General features: G+C 70.7%; 16 protein-coding genes. 13 read left to right on the plus strand and 3 right to left on the minus strand.

From position 1 onward, the window contains the following. The 5 genes from FHR82_RS40730 (at window position 1) to FHR82_RS40750 (ending at window position 4,538) form a co-directional block, all read left to right on the plus strand. On the plus strand, window positions 1–1,161 hold the full coding sequence (locus tag FHR82_RS40730; RefSeq protein WP_184815996.1) for a hypothetical protein: 1,161 nt from the start codon (window positions 1–3) through the stop codon (window positions 1,159–1,161). Then, the gene (locus FHR82_RS40735) at window positions 1,161–1,976 is read left to right on the plus strand and encodes an ESX secretion-associated protein EspG (protein WP_184815997.1); all 816 of its coding nucleotides are present in this window, start codon (window positions 1,161–1,163) and stop codon (window positions 1,974–1,976) included. Before FHR82_RS40730 ends, FHR82_RS40735 begins: the two co-directional genes overlap by 1 nt. 97 nt (window positions 1,977–2,073) lie before the next feature. Further along, window positions 2,074–3,372, plus strand: coding sequence for a WXG100 family type VII secretion target (locus tag FHR82_RS40740; protein WP_184815998.1), 1,299 nt, complete (start codon window positions 2,074–2,076; stop codon window positions 3,370–3,372). A gap of 13 nt (window positions 3,373–3,385) precedes the next feature. Next, entirely contained in the window at window positions 3,386–3,739 is a 354-nt protein-coding gene (locus FHR82_RS40745) for a hypothetical protein (RefSeq protein WP_184815999.1), read from the plus strand. A gap of 4 nt (window positions 3,740–3,743) precedes the next feature. Then, window positions 3,744–4,538 carry an ESX secretion-associated protein EspG gene (locus FHR82_RS40750; protein ID WP_184816000.1) on the plus strand — a complete coding sequence of 265 codons (795 nt, stop codon included), beginning with the start codon at window positions 3,744–3,746 and terminating at the stop codon, window positions 4,536–4,538. A gap of 15 nt (window positions 4,539–4,553) precedes the next feature. On the opposite strand, the gene mycP is transcribed toward FHR82_RS40750, so the two are convergent. Together mycP and eccD are read right to left on the minus strand one after the other, a co-directional pair. Then, the gene (gene mycP / locus FHR82_RS40755; protein WP_184816001.1) at window positions 4,554–6,011 is read right to left on the minus strand and encodes a type VII secretion-associated serine protease mycosin; all 1,458 of its coding nucleotides are present in this window, start codon (window positions 6,009–6,011) and stop codon (window positions 4,554–4,556) included. Between the two features lie 14 nt (window positions 6,012–6,025). Continuing rightward, a complete protein-coding gene (gene eccD / locus FHR82_RS40760) occupies window positions 6,026–7,396 on the minus strand; it encodes a type VII secretion integral membrane protein EccD (protein WP_184816002.1) in 1,371 nt (456 codons plus the stop codon). Window positions 7,397–7,571: 175 nt separating this feature from the next. Here eccD and eccCa point away from each other — a divergent pair, with 175 nt between their 5' ends. The 5 genes from eccCa to FHR82_RS40785 all read left to right on the plus strand — a co-directional run bounded on the left by eccCa (window position 7,572) and on the right by FHR82_RS40785 (window position 14,927). Next, on the plus strand, window positions 7,572–11,576 hold the full coding sequence (gene eccCa / locus FHR82_RS40765) for a type VII secretion protein EccCa (protein ID WP_184816003.1): 4,005 nt from the start codon (window positions 7,572–7,574) through the stop codon (window positions 11,574–11,576). Between the two features lie 61 nt (window positions 11,577–11,637). Continuing rightward, window positions 11,638–13,419, plus strand: a complete 1,782-nt coding sequence (locus FHR82_RS40770; protein WP_221464888.1) for a type VII secretion-associated protein — start codon at window positions 11,638–11,640, stop codon at window positions 13,417–13,419. A gap of 18 nt (window positions 13,420–13,437) precedes the next feature. Beyond that, window positions 13,438–14,073 carry a hypothetical protein gene (locus tag FHR82_RS40775; protein WP_184816005.1) on the plus strand — a complete coding sequence of 212 codons (636 nt, stop codon included), beginning with the start codon at window positions 13,438–13,440 and terminating at the stop codon, window positions 14,071–14,073. A gap of 197 nt (window positions 14,074–14,270) precedes the next feature. Then, window positions 14,271–14,582: a WXG100 family type VII secretion target gene (locus FHR82_RS40780; RefSeq protein ID WP_184816006.1), complete on the plus strand. Its 312-nt coding sequence runs from the start codon at window positions 14,271–14,273 to the stop codon at window positions 14,580–14,582. Between the two features lie 54 nt (window positions 14,583–14,636). Next, window positions 14,637–14,927, plus strand: a complete 291-nt coding sequence (locus FHR82_RS40785) for a WXG100 family type VII secretion target (RefSeq protein WP_184816007.1) — start codon at window positions 14,637–14,639, stop codon at window positions 14,925–14,927. 123 nt (window positions 14,928–15,050) lie between these two features. Here the strand turns inward: FHR82_RS40785 and FHR82_RS40790 are convergent, their stop codons facing one another. Further along, window positions 15,051–15,947: a hypothetical protein gene (locus FHR82_RS40790; protein WP_184816008.1), complete on the minus strand. Its 897-nt coding sequence runs from the start codon at window positions 15,945–15,947 to the stop codon at window positions 15,051–15,053. Between the two features lie 193 nt (window positions 15,948–16,140). Here FHR82_RS40790 and rplM point away from each other — a divergent pair, with 193 nt between their 5' ends. From rplM to glmM, 3 genes are all read left to right on the plus strand, one after another. Next, the gene (gene rplM / locus FHR82_RS40795) at window positions 16,141–16,584 is read left to right on the plus strand and encodes a 50S ribosomal protein L13 (RefSeq protein ID WP_184816009.1); all 444 of its coding nucleotides are present in this window, start codon (window positions 16,141–16,143) and stop codon (window positions 16,582–16,584) included. A gap of 82 nt (window positions 16,585–16,666) precedes the next feature. Further along, window positions 16,667–17,110 carry a 30S ribosomal protein S9 gene (rpsI, locus tag FHR82_RS40800; protein WP_184816148.1) on the plus strand — a complete coding sequence of 148 codons (444 nt, stop codon included), beginning with the start codon at window positions 16,667–16,669 and terminating at the stop codon, window positions 17,108–17,110. Window positions 17,111–17,245: 135 nt separating this feature from the next. Further along, on the plus strand, window positions 17,246–18,580 hold the full coding sequence (gene glmM / locus FHR82_RS40805; RefSeq protein WP_184816010.1) for a phosphoglucosamine mutase: 1,335 nt from the start codon (window positions 17,246–17,248) through the stop codon (window positions 18,578–18,580). Window positions 18,581–18,652 lie beyond the last annotated feature (72 nt).

Here is an 18,652-nt window from a genome sequence, read left to right on the forward strand (position 1 = left end):
ATGTCCACGGAGAACATGTTCGCGGTCTTACAGGGGGACAAGGCGAGCGACGTCACGCAGCCGATCGCGCACGGGGACCAGGGCAACGCGTGGGTCGCACAGGTGACCGGTGACGCGGCCGCGCCACCACCGCCACCACCGATGCCGGAGGCGACCACCCCGGCGCCGGACGTGGCGACACCGCCGCCGCCTCCGGCCATGCCGGACCCGGCGCCCGCGACCACGGCCGCGCCGGCGACCACCATGGCCGCCCCGGCGGAGAAGTCCACCGGCGGCTGGGAGGTCGACCCGTACCGGATCCGCGCGTTCGGCGACGCGGTCCTGCGGGCCCGCTCGTACCTCGACGCGGTGCGGATGAAGGTCGACCGCATGCAGGGCGCGGAACTGACCCCGCAGCTCGGCACCAGCCCCGTCGGCCAGCAGCTGGCGAAGAAGTTCGACGACCGGCTCAACGCCGAGCAGGGCCTGCGCGCCATGCTCACCGAGGCGATGGCGCGCATGGAGCGGTTCGTCGCCACGGCGGAGGAGGCGTCCCGCGCGTACGAGACGTCCGAGGAGAACGCCGTCGAGAACGTCGACAAGTTCAAGTTCGAGGTCGAGTGGGCCGACGAACCCTGGGACGACCACTACGACCAGGGCGGCCACGGCCACGGGCAGGAGCACGGCCAGGACCACGGGCAGGACGAGCCCGGGGAGCCCGCGGACGACCAGGCCGAGGACCACGACGAAGACCACGATCAGAACGAGCAGGACCCGAACGAGCAGGACCAAGACGGGCACGGCCAGGACGGGCAGGAGCAGGGCGGGCACGGCCAGGACGGGCAGGAGCAGGACGGGCACGACCAGGACGGGCACGACCAGGACGGCCAGGACGAGCACGGCCAGGACCGCGAAGAGACCGACCGCGACCAGGGCGGCCAGGGCCAGGACGACCAGGCACAGGACCAGGGCCGGGACGACCGTGGCCAGGATCGCGGAGAAGACGGTCGCGGCCACGATCAGGACGACCCTGCTCAAGGGCAGGACGGCCAGGACCAGGGCGACCGGGACCACGGTCAGGACCGTGACCAGGACCGTGACCAGGACCGTGACCAGGAGGAAAAGCCTGGTGAGCGGCAGGACGAGCAGCCGGCCGGGCACGGCCGGGGCAAGCCTGGCTGATGATCATCAGCGCCAGGTCGGCCGTGACCGTGGGCGCGGCGGAGGTCGACCTCTTGTGTTCGGCGGCGGCGTCCGCGCCGCCGTTCCCCCTTCGCGTGCCCTCGGCCGGTGCCACCACCACTGAACGCCGTGCCGTGCTGCGCGCGGCCGGTGAGAGCCTCGCCGCCCGCGGCCTCGCCGACGCCCGCGGTCCGCTCGGCGTGGCCGAGGCCTTCGCCTACCTGCTGCAGGACGCCGCGATGACGCTCGACCTCGTCCTGTCCGTCGGCGGGGAGACCCTCGGCGCGGTGCTGCTCGCCAGGCAGGACCTCGCCGTCCTCACCACCCAGGAGCTGACCGGTGCGGGCAAGCTGTGCATGGCGGAGCTGCCCCTCGACGACGCCGTCGACGAGCTGCTGCGCCTCATCCCCGACCACGGGGCCGCGCTGACCGCGCCCTTCTCCCTGCCCAAGGCCGCGCTGGACCGCGTCTACCGGGTGCTGCTGAGCCGGGGGAACGACCCGCTTGGCCGCGACGAGTGGGACGAGCTGCTCGTCGCGAACGGCATCGACGACCGGCTCGCGCGCAGGCTCGTCACCCACCTGCAGCCCGTGCTGGGCAACGGGCAGATGGGCCTCGCCACCAGGGGCGGCTACGCGAACCAGTGGCAGCGCGTCGGGCAGGAGCTGCGCTGGCTGGACACCGGGCGCGGCCGGTTCCAGCTGGTCGAAGGCTCGGGCGAGGGCGCTGATGGCGGCTGGCTGTCGGTCAACGCGATGCACGGGAACGACCTCGCGGCCGCGGTGCGCGGTTTGGCACGGTCACTTCGCGGTTAGGTATTTGCCTGCGAAAAGTTGAGACCTGTTCGCCTGCTCTCCGTCGGTGCCATCCGCTACCGTGACCATCGGAATCGATGGTGGGAGGGGCAGGGGCGTGGGCTTCGAGCAGATCCTCCAGCAGGTCGCGGAAGCGCGGCGTCGTGCGCAGGAGGCCGCGCAGCATGCGCAGGACGAGCGCAGGCGCAGGCGCGAGGAGAACGACCTGTGGGTCAACGGCGGCGTGAACTGGAACGGCTTCGGCCTCGAGACACTGATCAAGATGGTGGCCGAGCGGTCGAGCCCTGCCCAGCTCAACGCGCTCGCGGGTGAGTGGAGCAGGCACGGCACCGCGGTGTCGAAGGCGTCCGACGACCTGTCGCGGGCGCTGGACAAGCTGATGAACTTCTGGACCGGCACGGCCGCGGACGACGCGGTCCGCAAGGTCACCACCAACGCGCGCTGGATCGGTGAGCTCGGCGAGACCGCGCAGCGGATGTCCGGTCCGATCATGGACGCGAGCGGCGCGCTGCGGTCCGCGCAGGACACCATGCCCGGCATGCCGAAGAACAACTGGCTGGGCACCGCGGGTGGCGGCGCGGCGGCCGGGTTCATGGTGGCCGGGCCGATCGGCGCGGCGTTCGGCGCCGCCATCGGCGGCATCGCGAGCGTGTTCGGCTTCGGGTCCAAGAAGAAGAAGATGAAGCGCAAGGCCGTGCAGACCATGCAGCGCTACGAAGGCGCCCTGCTCGGCATCGACCAGACCACCCCGCAGTTCGGCGTCCCGTCCGACGGGAGCAACCCGGGCACCGGCCCGCTGCCGGACCCGGACAACGGCATCGGCAGGCCGGGCGGCCCGCCCTTGCCACCCGGGGCGGGCGGCGGCGGCATCACCATCCCGCGTCCGCCGATCGACCCCGGCAACGTCACCGCTCCCTCGTTCGCCGGCACACCGGAAGGCCGCTGGCAGGGCCTGACCGGGCTCACGCCGGGCAACAGCGGTCTCCCCGGCTTCGGTGGCGGTGGCGGCAGCACGGGCGGTGGCCTCGGTACCGGTCCCTTCGGCGCGATGCCGGGCATGGGCGGTCGCGGTGCGGGCGCGGTGGGCCCGCTCGCGGGTGGTCGCGGCGGTGCGGCTGGCCGAGGTGGCGCGGGTGCCGGTCGTGGCGGTGCCGGACGTGGCGGTGCGGGTTTCCCCGGCGGTGGCATGGGTGGCGTCGGTGGCCGTGGCGACCGCGAGTACCGCGGTCGCGGCCGGTTCAGCAAGACCGGTGCCCTCGGCGGTGGCATGGGCGGTGGTCCGGCCGGCCGTCGCGGCGAGGACGAGGAGGACGGCGAGCACCGCAGGAGGGTGCCGATCGAGGAGGACATCTTCGCGTCGGACCTCAAGGCCGCGCCGCCGGTGATCGGGCTCTGAGGGGAAGGTACGGATGTACGTCGACGAGTCGCAGCCGTCCGGGTCGGGTGCTGGCTGGGCCGTGGACCCCGGCCAGGTGCGGGCGTTCGCGGACGCGGTCGCCGAGGTGCGCAGGCACCTGGACGCGATCACCCGCGAGGTCGAGGACCTGTCCACCCCGGACTACGCGCCGATGCTCGGCACCAGCCCCACCGGGCAGGAGCTCGCCGAGAAGTTCACCGACCGCATGGGCAGCGAGAAGGGACTGCGCGGCCAGCTGAACGTCGCGGTCGCGCACATGGAGGAGTTCGTGCTCGCGGCAGAACACACCGCCGGCACGTACCTCCAGACGGACGCAGACAACGCGACCAGACACCGGTACACCTGACCCGATGGAACTGCGCGTCAACGCGGGTACGCCCCTGCACCCGGTCGAGGTGGACCTGCTGTGCGTGTTCGCCGAGGTCGAAGCCCCCTTCCCGTTGGAGATCCCGGCATCCGGGACGAGCGACGCAGAACAGCGGTCCCTGTTCCGGTCCGCGCGTGAGCAGCTGACCGCCCGCGGGCTCGCCGACGAGAACGGCCCGCTGGGGGTCGCCGAGGACTTCGTGTTCCTGCTGCGGTCGTGCACCGGGGTGCTGGACATGGTGCTGGCCAAGGAAGAGGTGCTGCTGGCCGCCGCCGTGCTGGTGCACCGGGACGAGGCGCTGCTGGTGACGCAGGACCTGGCGTCGGACGACGGCATGATCGCGATGAAGGCCGCGACACTGGACGAGGCGATCGACGACCTCGTGCGGCTGGTGCCCCGGCTGGAGGCCCCGGTGACCGCGCCGTTCAGCCTGCCGAGGCGGGCGCTGGAGGCGGCGTTCAGCGCGCTCGTCGACCGCGGCGAACCGTTGCTGGCGCAGGAGATCGACGAGGTCCTCGCGGCACAGGGGATCGACGACCGCGTGTCGCGGCGGATGGTGTCGCACCTGCAGCCGGTGCTGGGCAACGGTCAGGTCGGCGTCGCGCGCCGCGACGACACCGAGGACCAGTGGCAGCGCGTCGGTGAGGAACTGCGCTGGCTCGACACCGAACGCGGCCGCTACCGGCTGGCAGGCGACGCGGAGTGGATGAGCGTGAACCCGTTGCCCCGCCAGGAAATCCGCGACGCGGTCCGCAAGCTGGCACTGAAAACCCGCTGAAAGCCAAGGCGCCCACTACATCCGGGAGCGGGGCTGCTCTTCCTCGTCGCGGCGGTTGCGCTTGACCGTGTGGACCACGAACAGCGTCAGCAGCAGTATTCCGACACCGCCGCCGGACCCGATCATCGCGACCTGCATCGGGGTCCAGTTGCGCTCGTACGGCGGTGGCATCTCGAACGGGACGTCGACCGCCGCGTCCGGTTCGATGTTCTCCTCCGCCGGGATGAACGCGGTCAGCGCCGCGATCGGGTTGATCATGCCGTAGCCGACGAGGTTGTCGTGTCCGCCGGCGGCGGCCGGGTGCGACGAGGTCGCCTTGATCCGGTCCATCACCTGCTTCGCGTTCAGCTCGGGGAACCGCTGCCGCACCAGCGCGGCCAGCCCGGCCACGTACGGCGCCGCGAACGAGGTGCCCTGGATCGGCTGCGCGTTGCCCTTCTCGTCGACCGTCTGGTTCGCGAGACCGGCCGGGTTCGCCGGGTCGAGCGAGATGATGTCCGTGCCCGGCGCGGCGACGCTCACCCACGGGCCGGTGATGGAGAACTCCGCGACGCTGCCGTCCTCGGTCATCGCCGCCACCGACAGCACGTAGTCGGAGAACCACGGCGGGATCACGAGCCACGTCGGGTTCTTCGGGTCCGGGCTGTTCTGCTGCTTGCAGTCACCCTCCGGCAGGTTGCCCGCCGACGCGACCGGCACGACGTTGCGCTCCTCGACCGCGTACCGCAGCGCGGCCTGCACCTGCCGCTCCGGGTCGGCGATCGGGCCGAAGGAGGCGGGACGGCAGGAGTCCACCGACATGTTGATCACGGTGACGCCCGGCGTGTTCGCCGCGCGCACGATCGCCTGCGCGAGCGTGCCCAGGTTGCCCGCCGACACGCTCGTGTTCGTGTCCGGGTCCTTGAACTCGTAGTTGGCGCTGGACTGGCGGATGCTGACGATCCCGGCGTCGGGCGCGATGCCGCGGAAGCCGATCGTCTCGTCCTGCGGGTTCGCGGCGATGATGCCCGCCACCTCGGTGCCGTGGCCGTCGCAGTCCTTGAGGCCGTTGTCGGCCTTGATGACGTAGTCGCCGCCGCCCTCGAGGCGGTTCTGGAAGTAGTTGTGCGGCGACACGCCGGTGTCGATCACGGCGACCTTCTGGCCCTTGCCGGTGGCGAAGTCGGACACGTCCTCGAACCGCAGCAGGTCCTGGCCCCACGGCTTGTGCTCGAGCGGCGCCGTCGACCCCTTGGAGGCGACGCACTGCGTCTTCGGCGTGTACGCGCGGTCCGGCTCACCGGAGTCGGCAGGCGTCGGGAAGTCCGGCGGGAGCGGCGGCGGTGTCGCGAGCCCCTGCTCCTCGGCCGCCGACGGCGGGCTCGACGGTTCGGTGGAACCGGCGGGCTGCGCGGCCGCGGGAGCGGCCGTCACCAGCGCCAGCGAGGTGGCGGCGAGCACGGACAGGACCCGAGTGCGTCGGGTAGCGGCCATGACGGGCGGTCTCCTCAGTTGCGCAGGATGTTCACGTGCCGGAGCGTGGCGTAGAGGTTCATCACGGCGAGCGCGAGTGGCAGGAGCACCGCGATGCAGATGGCCTCGATGATCTCCACGGTCCTGCGCAGCGGCGGCGAGAACCGCTGCTCCGGGAAGATCACGCCGAGCACGAGCGCGGCGGCCGCGATCAGCACGAGCGTGCCGAACACCCACAGCAGCCGGTCGAAGGTGTCCGCGCCGATCAGCCAGCCGACCATGATCCCGGCCGCCGACAGCATGCCGGTGGCCAGCAGCGCGATGGCCTGGCTGCCGTTGGCGTAGGTCCGGGCGCGGAGCAGCAGCACGAGCGTCGCCGCGATGGCCATGCTGATGGCCCACACGTCCGACTTGCTCGCGGTGATGATCGACGCGATCGCCGCGGCGGTGCCGAGCCCGATGATCATGCCGGTCATGTACTCGTGCGCGAGACCGGCGCGGCGCTCGATGGACCGGTAGTCCGGGAAGCCCGAGTCCTCCTTGAGGTCCTCCGCGCTGCCCGGCACGTTCGGCAGCGGCAGCCGCGCCAGCTGGATCGTGACCCTGGGCAGCACCGACAGCGCGGCGAGCGACACGGCCGCGGTACCGGCGGCGATGCCCGCCGCCGGGTGTGCGATCAGGGTGCCGATGGCGAACGCGAGCACGCCGATCAGCGCGGCGGACCCGGCCGCGACGAACGTGGTCACCCCGGCACCGATCAGCATGATCGACGCCGACGCCACGATCAGCACCAGCGCGCACGCGAGCAGCAGGCTGGCCCGCCCGGTCGCGCCGGGCACGATGTAGAGGCCCGCGACGAACGCCATGGGCAGCCCGCCCGCCGCGGCGATCAGCACACCCGCGGTCTCGGCCTGGTAGCCGCGGGCGATCACGGCGCCGAGCGCGACGCACACGACCGCGGCGGCACCGGCGGCGACCGCCGCACCGACGTGCGAGCCGCCGAACAGCGGGCCCGTCATCAGCACGGTGATGGCCGCGACGACCAGCGCCAGCGCGCCCGCGATGTAGCCGATGCGGTTCGCGGTCTGCTTCGTCCACGGCCGGTAGCTGTCCGGGGAGGACTCGGCGATCGCGTCCACCACGTCGTCGTACAGGGGCGGCGGCGGGTTCTCCGCGCGCTTGCGCAGCTGCAGCAGCTCACCGTCGACCACGCCGAGCGACGCGAGCGTGCGGCTCGGGTCCAGCGGGGAGTCGCCCAGCTTCGCCAGGCACCAGCCGCCGTGCCGCGCGCCACCGTCCGGAGTGGCCTCCTTGGCCATCTCGAGCAGCATGGGCAGCAGGTCTGCCACCGCGACCCCGGCTGGCAGGGCGACGTCGATGCGTGTTCTCGGCGCAACCACCGTCACCCGGCTGAACACTGTCGTACCGGTAGCCACCCCGCAGCCCCCTCAACGCTCACGACTCTTCGTCTTTCGATAACCACCCATCGCTGTCGGTGGCGGCCCCTAGTATGGCCTTGCCGTTCCCGGCGTGTGCGCGGGTTCGGACAAGTTGGGGATCGACAGGATTGAGGGGACATCGGTGAGCACGCTTCAGTTCAAGCGTTCACCCCGGCTTGCCGCGCCGCGGCAACCAGGCGGCGAGGTCCATCTCGAGCCGCCGCCCGAGGTGCCACGGGTGATCCCCGGCAACATCCTGATGAAGCTCATGCCCGTCGTGATGGTCGTCGCGATGCTGGGCATGATGGCGCTGATGTTCACCGCGGGCGGCGCCATCGGCCGCAACCCGGTGACCCTGCTGTTCCCGATGATGATGATGTTCTCCATGGTCGGGATGATGGGCCAGGGCGGGCGCGGCGGCGGCCAGAAGAAGGCCGAGATGAACGAGGACCGCAAGGACTACCTGCGCTACCTCGGCCAGATGCGCGACCGGGCCCGCGAGGCCTCGCTCGACCAGCGCTCCGCGCTCGAGTGGGTGCACCCCGACCCGCAGGCGCTGTGGTCCATGGCCACCAGCCGCCGCATGTGGGAGCGCCGCCAGTCCGACCCCGACTTCTGCCACCTGCGCGCGGGCCGCGGCAGCCAGCGCCTCGCGACCCGGCTCGTGCCGCCGCAGACCGGCCCGGTCGACGAGCTGGAGCCGATCGCCACGCTGGCGCTGCGCCGGTTCGTGCGCGCGCACTCGATCGTCCCCGAGCTGCCGATCCAGATCGCGATCCGCGGCTTCGCGGCCGTGGGGCTCTCCGGCGACAAGGAGCTGACCCGAGGGCTCGCCCGGGCCCTGCTCGCCCAGCTCGTGACGTTCCACACGCCCGACGACGTGCTGATCGCCGTGGTGACCTCCGGCCGTGCGAAGGCCGAGTGGGAGTGGGCGAAGTGGCTGCCCCACTCCCAGCACCCCACGATGGTCGACGGCATCGGCCCGATGCGGATGATGGCCGGTTCGCTGGCCCAGGTGGAGGACTGGCTCGACGAGGAGCTGCGCGACCGGCAGCGGTTCACCCGCAACGCGCCGCCGCAGCCCGACCAGCCGCAGGTCGTGATCGTCATCGACGACGGCGAGGTGACCCGCGAGGAGCAGATCATCCTCGAGGAGGGCCTCGTCGGCGTCACGCTGATGGACCTGTCCGACAGCCTCGGCAACCTCACCGCCCGCCGCGGCCTGCGGCTCGTGGTCGAGGAGGACCGGCTCGGCGCCCGCTCCGCGAGCGGTGTCGAGTGGTTCGCCGACCCGGACACGATGACCGTGGCCGAGGCGGAGGCGCTGGCCCGCAAGCTCTCGCCGTACCGATTGGGTGCGGCGGCAGCAGATGATGGCGGCGAGGAGCCGCTGCTGTCCAACCCGACGCTGCTCGAGCTGCTCGGCATCCCGGGCGACCCGATGACCTTCGACGTGCAGCAGGCGTGGCGGCCGAGGCCGATCCGCGACCGGTACCGCGTGCCGTTCGGCGTCGGCGAGTTCGGCCAGCCCGTCGAGCTGGACATCAAGGAAGCGGCGATGGAGGGCATGGGCCCGCACGGCCTGTGCATCGGCGCGACCGGTTCCGGCAAGTCGGAGTTCCTGCGCACGCTCGTGCTCGGCATGCTCGCCACCCACTCGTCGACGACGCTCAACTTCGTCCTCGTCGACTTCAAGGGTGGCGCGACGTTCCTCGGTCTCGACTCCGCGCCGCACGTCGCCGCGACGATCACCAACCTGCAGGACCAGCTCACCCTGGTCGACCGCATGAAGGACGCGCTCGCCGGTGAGATGAACCGGCGCCAGGAGGCCCTGAAGAACGGCGGCAACTTCAAGAACGTGTGGGAGTACGAGAAGGCCCGCGAGAACGGCGCCGACCTCGACCCGCTGCCCGCGCTGTTCATCGTGGTCGACGAGTTCTCCGAGCTGTTGAGCGCCAAGCCCGACTTCATCGACCTGTTCGTCGCCATCGGCCGGCTGGGCCGCTCGCTCCAGATGCACATGCTGCTCGCCTCGCAGCGCCTCGAGGAGGGCAAGCTGCGTGGTCTCGACTCGCACCTGTCCTACCGGATCGGTCTGAAGACCTTCTCCGCCGCGGAGTCCCGCGCGGCGATCGGCGTGCCGGACGCGTTCGAGCTGCCGTCGATCCCGGGCTCCGGCTACCTGAAGTTCGACACGTCGACGATGGTGCGGTTCAAGGCGTCCTACGTGTCCGGGCCGTACCGCCCGGCGGGCATCCAGACCGTCGGCCCGGCCGCGGTCGTCTCCGGTGACCGGCGCGCGAAGCTGTTCGTGCCGGACTACATCGAGATCCCGAAGGAGCCGGAGAAGCCGGTCGAGCAGGTCCAGGAAGCACCGCGGCCGGAGCAGAACCAGCCGACCGAGCCCAGCGAGCTGGACGTCATCGTGTCCCGGCTGCAGGGCCAGGGCCCGCCGGCGCACGAGGTGTGGCTGCCCCCGCTGGAGACCCCGAACTCGCTCGACACGTTGCTGCCACCGCTGCAGCCGACCGAGGACCGCGGCCTGTCGCCGGCCGGCTTCTTCGGCAACGGCAGGCTCCAGCCGCCGCTCGGCCTGATCGACAAGCCGTTCGAGCAGCGCCGTGACCTGCTGTGGGCCGACTTCTCCGGAGCCGCCGGGCACGCGGCGATCGCCGGTGGTCCGCAGTCCGGCAAGTCGATGCTCGTGCGTACGTTGATCATGTCGATGGCGCTCACGCACACGGCCGAGGAAGCGCAGTTCTACTGCGTCGACCTCGGCGGTGGCACGCTCGGCACGCTGCAGGGGCTGCCGCACGTCGGTGGTGTCGCGGGCCGTCTCGACCCGGACAAGGTGCGCCGCATCGTCGCCGAGGTCGCGGGCCTGGTCGGCGCCCGCGAGCAGCTGTTCCGCGACAACCAGATCGACTCCATGACCGACTTCCGCAACCGCAAGCGCCGCGGTGAGCTGCGGGAGGACCCGTGGGGCGACGTGTTCCTCGTCGTCGACGGCTGGCTGAACTTCCGCCAGGAGTTCGAGGCCATCGAGTCGCAGGTGCTGAACATCGCCGCGCAGGGCCTGTCCTACGGCGTGCACGTGCTCGTCACCGCCAACCGGTGGGCGGAGATCCGGCCCGCGATGAAGGACCTCCTCGGCACCCGCTTCGAGCTGCGCCTCGGTGACGCGAGCGAGTCCGAGGTCGACCGGCGGGTCGCGGTCAACGTGCCGGAGGGCCATCCCGGCCGCGGTCTGTCCCGCGACAAGCTGCACTTCCTCGTCGGCCTGCCGCGCATCGACGGGTCGAGCAGTGCCGATGACGTCGCACAGGGCGTCCAGGACGCCATCGCGAAGATCAACCACGGCTGGCGCGGCAGGCGCGCGCCGCAGGTGCGGCTGCTGCCCGACCAGCTGCCCTACGAGGAGCTGCTCGCGCAGGACAAGTTCCGCGACACCAAGCTCGTCCCGATCGGTGTCAACGAGGACGAGCTCGCGCCGATGTACCTGGACTTCGACTCCGACCCGCACTTCTTCGCGCTGATGGACGGCGAGTCCGGCAAGACGAACCTGATCCGCACGATCGTCCGGGGCATCACCGACCGGTACACGCCCAAGGAAGCGGTCATCGTCCTCATCGACTACCGGCGCACGATGCTGGGCTTCATCGAGACGAAGCACCTGCTGGCGTACGCGGTGTCGTCGAACCAGCTCACCGGCACCATCTCCGAGATCAGGAAGTCGCTGCAGAAACGGCTTCCCGGCCCGGACGTCACGCAGGAACAGCTCAAGACCCGGTCCTGGTGGAAGGGCCCGGAGCTGTTCATCATCTGCGACGACTACGACCTGGTGTGCCCGCAGGGCAACAACCCGCTCCAGCCGCTCGCCGAGTTCATCCCGCAGGCCAAGGACGTCGGCCTGCACGTCATCGCCGCGCGCCGCACCGGTGGTGCGTCCCGCGCGATGTACGACCCGGTGCTCGGCAAGCTGAAGGAGATCGCACAGCCCGCTCTGCAGGGCAGCGGCGACAAGTCCGAGGGCGCGCTGATCGGCACCGTCAAGCCGTCGGCCTTGCCGCCGGGCCGGGGCACCATGGTCAGCCGCAAGACGGGCCAGCAGCTGATGCAGGTGGCCTGGATCCAGCCGGACAACTGACGCGCCCCGCGTTCGCACTACCATCCGGACTGGGCACTGGCGGTGACGGTCAGGGGTGCGAATGCGGGTGGCGGTCGACTTCGGCACGTCGAGTACCTGTGTCGCGATCGCGGTTCCGGGTCGCGAACCGCAGGTCGTGACGTTCGACGGGCAGCCGCTGCTGCCCTCGGCCGTGTACGCGGGGCCGGACGGACGCGTGTTCGTCGGGCCGGAGGCGGACCGGCAGGCCGCGATCGACCCGTCCCGCTACGAGCCGCACCCGAAGCGCCGCATCGACGAGACCGAGCTGCTGCTCGGCGCGAGCGTGGTGATGGTGCGCGACGTGGTCCGGGCCGTGCTGCGCCGCGCGGTCGACGAGGCCCGCCGCGTCGGTGGTGGCGGCGCCGTCGACCAGTTGGTGCTCACCCACCCCGCCGACTGGGGCGGCATCCGCACGCGGGTGCTCCGCCAGGCGGGCAACGGGCTCGCCGGCCGGATCGTGCTCGTGCCGGAACCGGTCGCGGCCGCGGTGTTCCACGCCGCGCGGTTCCCGGCCGAGGGCGGGCGGGGGGCCGCGCTCGCCGTGCTCGACCTCGGTGGCGGCACCGTCGACGTCAGCGTGGTCCGCGGTGGTCACCCGGCGTACGAGGTGCTGGCCACCAGGGGCGACCACACGTTCGGCGGCGCCGATGTCGACCAGCTGCTGCTCGACCACGTCGGCTCGGTCGTCTCGGCCACCGACCCGGACGGCTGGCGCACCCTCGTCGAGGGCCGTGAGCTGGCCGACCGAAGACGCAGACGGGTCATCCACCAGGACGTGCAGGGCGCCAAGGAGTCCCTGTCCCGGCACACCTACACCGACGTGCCGATGCCGCCGCCGTTCCCCGACGTGCACGTCACCAGGCCCGACCTGGAACGGCTGATCACGGCACCGGTGGACCGCGCGGCCCGGCTCACGGCCGCCACCATCGCCGAGGCCGGCCTCGACCCCGCCGGCCTCGCCGGCATCTTCCTCGTCGGCGGGTCGAGCCGGATCCCGCTGGTGTCGCGGCTCGTGCACCAGCGGTGCGGGGTCGTGCCGACCACCCTCGACCAGCCCGAGACCGTGGTGGCGCGCGGCGCGCTGCTCGCGGTCGCCCCCACCGCGACCCAGGACACCCCCGGTTCTGGGGTGGTGCTGGTGCCCCGCGACCAGCAGCAGACTCGCCGCCTCGCACCCGCGCACCGCCCGGTCGCACCGCCGCGGCCGAGCGCCGTGCTGCCCCCGCCACCCGCCCCGCCCAGCTCGCGCCGCACACAGCTGCTGGTCGTGGGTGGCACGGCCGCGCTGCTCGCCGCCGTCGCGAGCGTGGTGGTCGTCCTGCTCGGCGACAACAGGACGGAACACAACCCGAAGGGGTCGGCCGCCACCACGCAGCCGAGCAGGGTGATCGCCCAGTACGAGTACCAGTTCGCGTTGCCGGACGGCTGGGTGCAGACCGGCGGCGAGGCCGCCAAGCTGCGCACCGAGATCAAGCCCGCCGAGGCGAAGACCGGCGACGACGTGGTGTTCGTCGAAGAGATCCGCCTGTCGTTCGACAGCACCCAGGACCGGGCCCGCGCCGTGGACAAGCTGCGCGGCGACTTCCAGGCCGCGGGCGCGGCGTTCTCCGGGTTCGACGCGGCCGCGACGTTCGCGGGCCGCGACGTGATCCACTACCGGCAGTCGCTGCCCAACAAGGACGCCACCGTCGACTGGTACGTCCTCTTCGAAGGCCGCACCCAGGTGAGCATCGGGTGCCAGAGCGCGAACGGCGGCACCCGAGCCGACGCCGTGGCCACCGCCTGCGAGACGATCGTGCGAACAGTGACCATCACCGAGTGAGCTGGGTACGCTGCCCGCATGACCGGGCAGGATGGCGGCGGTTTCCCCCAGGCCGCACGGCGTTTCATGGCGGAGGTCGACACTGCGTTGACCAGGGCCCGGCGGGCGGCGCGTGAGGCGAGAGCCACGTCGGAGCAGTTCCGCCGCAGCACCGGCGAGCTCGGCGCGCAGGCGAAGACCGGAAAACTGCGCGGAGTTCGCCGCGGCGAGGTCACACCCACGTCGGAGCAGGCCAGGGCACAGGCCGTGGAGTTCCGCGCTGCCAACGGTTTGCCCGTCGATGAGCTGCCCGGTCCGGACGCCCTGCTCGCCCGCCTGCCAGAGCCTGCGGCCGAACCCGTGCGGGAGAACGAGGACTTCTCCCAGCACCGGGTCCTGTTCGATGTCGACGCGCACGGGGAACCGGCCGAAACCGAAACCGGGGTCGCCGAACCGGCCGACGACGAGAAAATGGGCCGGATCGATTCACCGAGTGCCGGACCGGCTCGGACGAGTGACGACGACGAGGACTTTTCGCAACAGCGAATCCTCCTCGACGCAACCGTCGAATCCTATCGTCCGGACGGCATGCTGGGTGCCGTGTTCGAGCCCGTGGAACCCGAAACCAGCAGGTCAGAGACCTTCTCCGAGCGTCGCCGCGAAGGGTCGGACTGACCCCGCCCCGCACGGGTCCGGCCACCGTTCAGCCCAGTGATTTCCTTGTGCGATCGCGATGCGCGTTCACGCTCGCAACGACCTCCGAGCAGATGACGACAACGTGGAACCGAACGTGGCAGGGTCTACGTCGCAGGAGGCGTACGAACCCAAGAGCTTGTACGACCATAAGACCCGATGAAGGGGGTTTCTTTCTAATGAGTGACTTCGAGACAGGCTCAGCCGAACTTCTGACCGCTGCCGGTCAGATGATGGACACCAACGAGCTGCTGATGGACAACGGCCGGAAGCTGGCGCAGGCGGTCGACGCCATCGCCGGTCAGTGGGTCGGTGCCGCCGCGATGGCCTTCACCAACCTGATGACGGCGTACCAGAACGACTTCACGAACCTGAACACCGCTCTGAGCACCATCTCGGAGCAGGTCACCGGTTCGGCCACCCTGTACCAGCAGCAGGAAGACGCAGCGGCTGCTGACGTCTCCGCGATCGCCGCGACGCTCGACGGCTGAGCCAGGCAGTAACAGCACACCCTCGTCTTCCAAACTCAGGAGAAAGAAAGAGAAATGACTGATCGCATCAAGGTCTCATTCGGCTCGATGGAGCAGCTCGCGGGCGACATCCGCGGCCAGGTTTCGGCGATCGAGGGCAACCTCACCGACCTCGGGTCGCAGATCCGCAACCTGGAGCAGGACTGGCGCGGTGGCGCGAGCGAGGGCTTCCAGGTCACCAAGCAGAAGTGGTTCGACGCCGCCGACAGCCTCCGTGGCACGCTGGCCCGGATCGAGACCGCGGTGGTCCAGTCCACCCAGGGCTACGGCGACGCCGAGAAGAAGAACGCCTCCCGCTGGGAGTGAGCTCGACCGTTCGTCAACTGAACACTGCGAGTGGGGCTCGGGAGCAATCCTGGGCCCCACTCGCTGTGTGCACCAGATGTTTCCGTGTGCACTGTGTCGTTCCGTGTGCACTGTCGGAAGTGGTCACTCCTGCGGCGTGCGGTCGTTGAACTTCTCCCAGAACGCGTCCAGCGCCGCCTGACCGGTGATGGCGGTCACCTCGGCCGCGTCGGGCGCGTCGGGGATGTCCGACTCCGCCGCCTCCCCGAGCACCTCGTACTCCAGCTGGATCTCCAGCTTCGGCGCGTCGCCGTCGGTGACCGTGCCGCGGACCACCAGGCCGGTGAACTCCATCGCGTGGTCGAGCCGGATCGTCACCGGCACCACGGTCTTGCGCATCCGCTCGGTCAGCGCGTCACGCTGGTCCTCCGGGACCGACACGATGCCCTCGTCGAGCATCACGCCGAGCAGCGCACCCGTCGTCACCTCGAAACCGTCGTCGGTGGCCCGTGCCTCGCTCGGCTGCTCGTCCGGCACGTCCAGGGCCGTCTGCCCGATCGAGGTGTCCACATTGCACGCCGCCCACGCGGTCAGCAGGAAGCACGTCTCGAACCCGTCCGCGTAGATCGACGGCACCGACACCCACGGCGTCGGCGCCATGAACGCGTGGTCGGCGTCGAGCTTGATGAAGTCCACCTTCGACCCGGGCGGCGTGACCCGCTCCGACCAGTCGCCGTCGGCCGCGAACCGCCGCTTCTGGAGGATCCCGACCGGGTCGCCCACCTTGTACGACTCGTGCTCGGTCGTGATCTTCGTGTCGCCGAAGTTGAGGTAGTTGTAGACCCTGGCGTGTTCGTCGCCGAGGTTCGTGAAATGGTCCTGGAACGCGTCGATGCCGCGCTTCACGGCCGCCGCGGTGGCCTGCTCGGCACTCGCGCGGTCCGCCACCGGCCTGCCCGTCGTCGGCTGGGCGCAGCCGGCGGCCACGGCGGCGCACACGACCACGCACGCCAGCCGACGGGTGACCCTGGTGACCCTCATCTCACATACCCCTCGCAGAACAGCAGGAACACGCCGTCGACGTGCACGATAGTGCGCGGTACCACCCGCTGTGTGGGGGCCGCTTTGACCCTCGCTCGGGACGGCGGGTATCTTTCTGTGTTGTTGCGCGGCGCGGGCGTATGCCCGTATGAGCGCACATGCACCCTGACGCAAATGACGACGAGGTAGATCCGTGCGCACGTACAGCCCGAAGCCAGGTGAGGTGGCCCGCACCTGGCATGTCATCGACGCGGAGGACGTTGTCCTCGGCCGGCTCGCCTCGAACGTCGCCACGCTGCTCCGGGGCAAGCACAAGCCGACCTTCGCTCCGCATGTCGACACCGGCGACTTCGTCGTCATCGTCAACGCGGACAAGGTCGTGCTGACCGGTAACAAGCGTGACCAGGCCTTCGCGTACCGGCACAGCGGTTACCCGGGCGGTCTGCGCAAGCAGTCGTTCGGCGATCTGCTGGACACCCGGCCTGAGCGGCTGCTCGAGAAGGTCGTCAAGGGCATGCTGCCGAAGAACAAGCTCGGCCGTGCCCAGGGCAAGAAGCTGAAGGTCTACGCCGGCCCGGAGCACCCGCACGCCGCGCAGCAGCCGAAGCCGTTCGAGATCGCCAAGGTCAGCAGGTAAATGGACTTGCTAGCCATCAAGTCGGACAAAGCGAGGATCATTGAGCACCCCTGAGACCACCGAGGAAACCGCCCCCGTGGAGGTGGAGGTCGATGTCGAGGTCGAGGCGACCGAAGCACCGCGTCCCGTGCGTGTGAGCGGTGAGACCGCCCAGACCGTCGGCCGCCGCAAGGAGGCCGTCGTCCGCGTGCGGCTGACCCCGGGCAGCGGCAAGTTCACGCTGAACGGCAAGTCCCTCGAGGACTACTTCCCCAACAAGGTGCACCAGCAGCTCATCCGTGAGCCCCTGGTCATCCTGGAGAAGCCCGAGGCGTTCGACGTCCGCGCCAACCTCAAGGGCGGCGGCATCACCGGTCAGGCCGGTGCGCTGCGCCTCGCGATCGCGCGTGCGCTCATCGAGCTCGACCTCGAGGACCGCTCGGCACTGAAGAAGGCCGGCTTCCTCACCCGTGACCCGCGGGTCAAGGAGCGCAAGAAGTACGGCCTCAAGAAGGCCCGCAAGGCGCCTCAGTACTCGAAGCGCTGATGCGGAGCGGCCGGGTGGGCTTGGCCTGCTCGGCGAACACGCTGGCTTTGTAGTGGAACGCCGCGTCCGGGATGTGCGATGCACCGGGCGCGGCGTTCGCTGCTTTCCGGACCCCACTTGGAGGAATCGCCAACGATGGCTCGGCTGTTCGGTACCGACGGTGTTCGCGGGCTGGCGAACTCCGATCTGACCCCTGAGCTGGCACTGTCCGTCGCGGCGGCCGCGGCGCGAGTGCTGGCCGAGCACGACAGCTCGCACCGCCCGATCGCCGTCGTCGGCCGGGATCCGAGGGCGAGCGGTGAGATGCTGCAGGCCGCCGTGTCCGCCGGGCTCACCTCCGCCGGCGCCGACGTCATGCAGCTCGGCGTGCTGCCGACCCCCGCGGTCGCGCACCTCGTCGGCGAGCTGGGCGCCGACCTCGGCGTGATGATCTCCGCCTCGCACAACCCGATGCCCGACAACGGCATCAAGCTGTTCGCCGCGGGCGGGCACAAGCTGCCGGACCTCATCGAGGACGAGATCGAGTCCCACATGGGTGTCGCGTTCACGCGCCCAACCGGCGCCGGTGTCGGCCGCGTGTACGACATCGCCGACGCGCTCGACCGGTACCTGGAGCACCTGCTGAAGGCGGTCCCGCACCGCCTCGACGGCCTGCGTGTCGTGGTCGACTGCGCGAACGGCGCAGCGTGGGCCGCCGCGCCGAGGGTCTACCGCGAAGCGGGCGCCGAGGTGATCGCGATCCACGCGCTGCCCGACGGCGAGAACATCAACCAGGACTGCGGCTCCACCCACCTCGACGTCCTGCGCGACGCGGTGCTGTCCGAGAAGGCGGACCTGGGCATCGCCCACGACGGCGACGCCGACCGCTGCCTCGCGGTCGACGCCGAGGGCAACGTCGTCGACGGCGACCAGATCATGGCCGTGCTGGCACTGGCCATGAAGGAGTCCGGCGACCTGGTCGAGGACACCCTGGTCGCGACGGTGATGAGCAACCTGGGTCTGCACCTGGCGATGCGCGAACACGGCGTCAACCTCCGCACCACCGCGGTCGGCGACCGCTACGTGCTGGAAGCGTTGCGCGAGAACAACTTCTCCCTCGGCGGCGAGCAGTCCGGCCACGTGGTCCTCCCGGCCCACGCCACCACCGGCGACGGCCTGCTGACCGCCCTGCGCCTGATGGCCCGGGTAGCCGAGACCGGCCGCCCCCTGTCCGACCTCGCGGGCGTCATGACCCGCCTCCCACAGGTCCTGGTGAACGTGAAGGTCGCCGACAAGTCAGCGGTGACCAGTTCCACGACGGTCAGCGAAGCGGTGGCCGAAGTGGAAGCCGAACTGGGCGAGACAGGCCGCGTCCTGCTTCGCCCGTCCGGCACCGAGCAACTCGTCCGCGTCATGGTCGAGGCCCCGTCCCACGAGGTGGCGGAGAAGGCAGCCCAACGCTTGGTCGGCGTCGTCAGCGCAGCCGTCTGACCAGCACTTTCCGTCTACAAATCCCCCAATCCACCCCCGATCGCAACATCGGATCGGTATGTTGCCAGCAGT

It is taken from the genome of Actinophytocola algeriensis (genome assembly GCF_014203735.1).
In the GTDB taxonomy this organism is placed as follows: Bacteria; Actinomycetota; Actinomycetes; order Mycobacteriales; family Pseudonocardiaceae; genus Actinophytocola; species Actinophytocola algeriensis.

Excerpts from the sequence above, each read along its gene's own strand:
- glmM (WP_184816010.1), top strand. The coding sequence starts at position 17,246 with ATGGCTCGGCTGTTCGGTACCGACGGTGTTCGCGGGCTGGCGAACTCC.
- FHR82_RS40780 (WP_184816006.1), top strand. The coding sequence starts at position 14,271 with ATGAGTGACTTCGAGACAGGCTCAGCCGAACTTCTGACCGCTGCCGGT.
- mycP (WP_184816001.1), bottom strand. The coding sequence starts at position 6,011 with ATGGCCGCTACCCGACGCACTCGGGTCCTGTCCGTGCTCGCCGCCACC.
- FHR82_RS40775 (WP_184816005.1), top strand. The coding sequence starts at position 13,438 with ATGACCGGGCAGGATGGCGGCGGTTTCCCCCAGGCCGCACGGCGTTTC.
- FHR82_RS40750 (WP_184816000.1), top strand. The coding sequence starts at position 3,744 with ATGGAACTGCGCGTCAACGCGGGTACGCCCCTGCACCCGGTCGAGGTG.
- FHR82_RS40735 (WP_184815997.1), top strand. The coding sequence starts at position 1,161 with ATGATCATCAGCGCCAGGTCGGCCGTGACCGTGGGCGCGGCGGAGGTC.
- FHR82_RS40790 (WP_184816008.1), bottom strand. The coding sequence starts at position 15,947 with ATGAGGGTCACCAGGGTCACCCGTCGGCTGGCGTGCGTGGTCGTGTGC.
- FHR82_RS40745 (WP_184815999.1), top strand. The coding sequence starts at position 3,386 with ATGTACGTCGACGAGTCGCAGCCGTCCGGGTCGGGTGCTGGCTGGGCC.
- FHR82_RS40770 (WP_221464888.1), top strand. The coding sequence starts at position 11,638 with ATGCGGGTGGCGGTCGACTTCGGCACGTCGAGTACCTGTGTCGCGATC.
- FHR82_RS40785 (WP_184816007.1), top strand. The coding sequence starts at position 14,637 with ATGACTGATCGCATCAAGGTCTCATTCGGCTCGATGGAGCAGCTCGCG.
- FHR82_RS40730 (WP_184815996.1), top strand. The coding sequence starts at position 1 with ATGTCCACGGAGAACATGTTCGCGGTCTTACAGGGGGACAAGGCGAGC.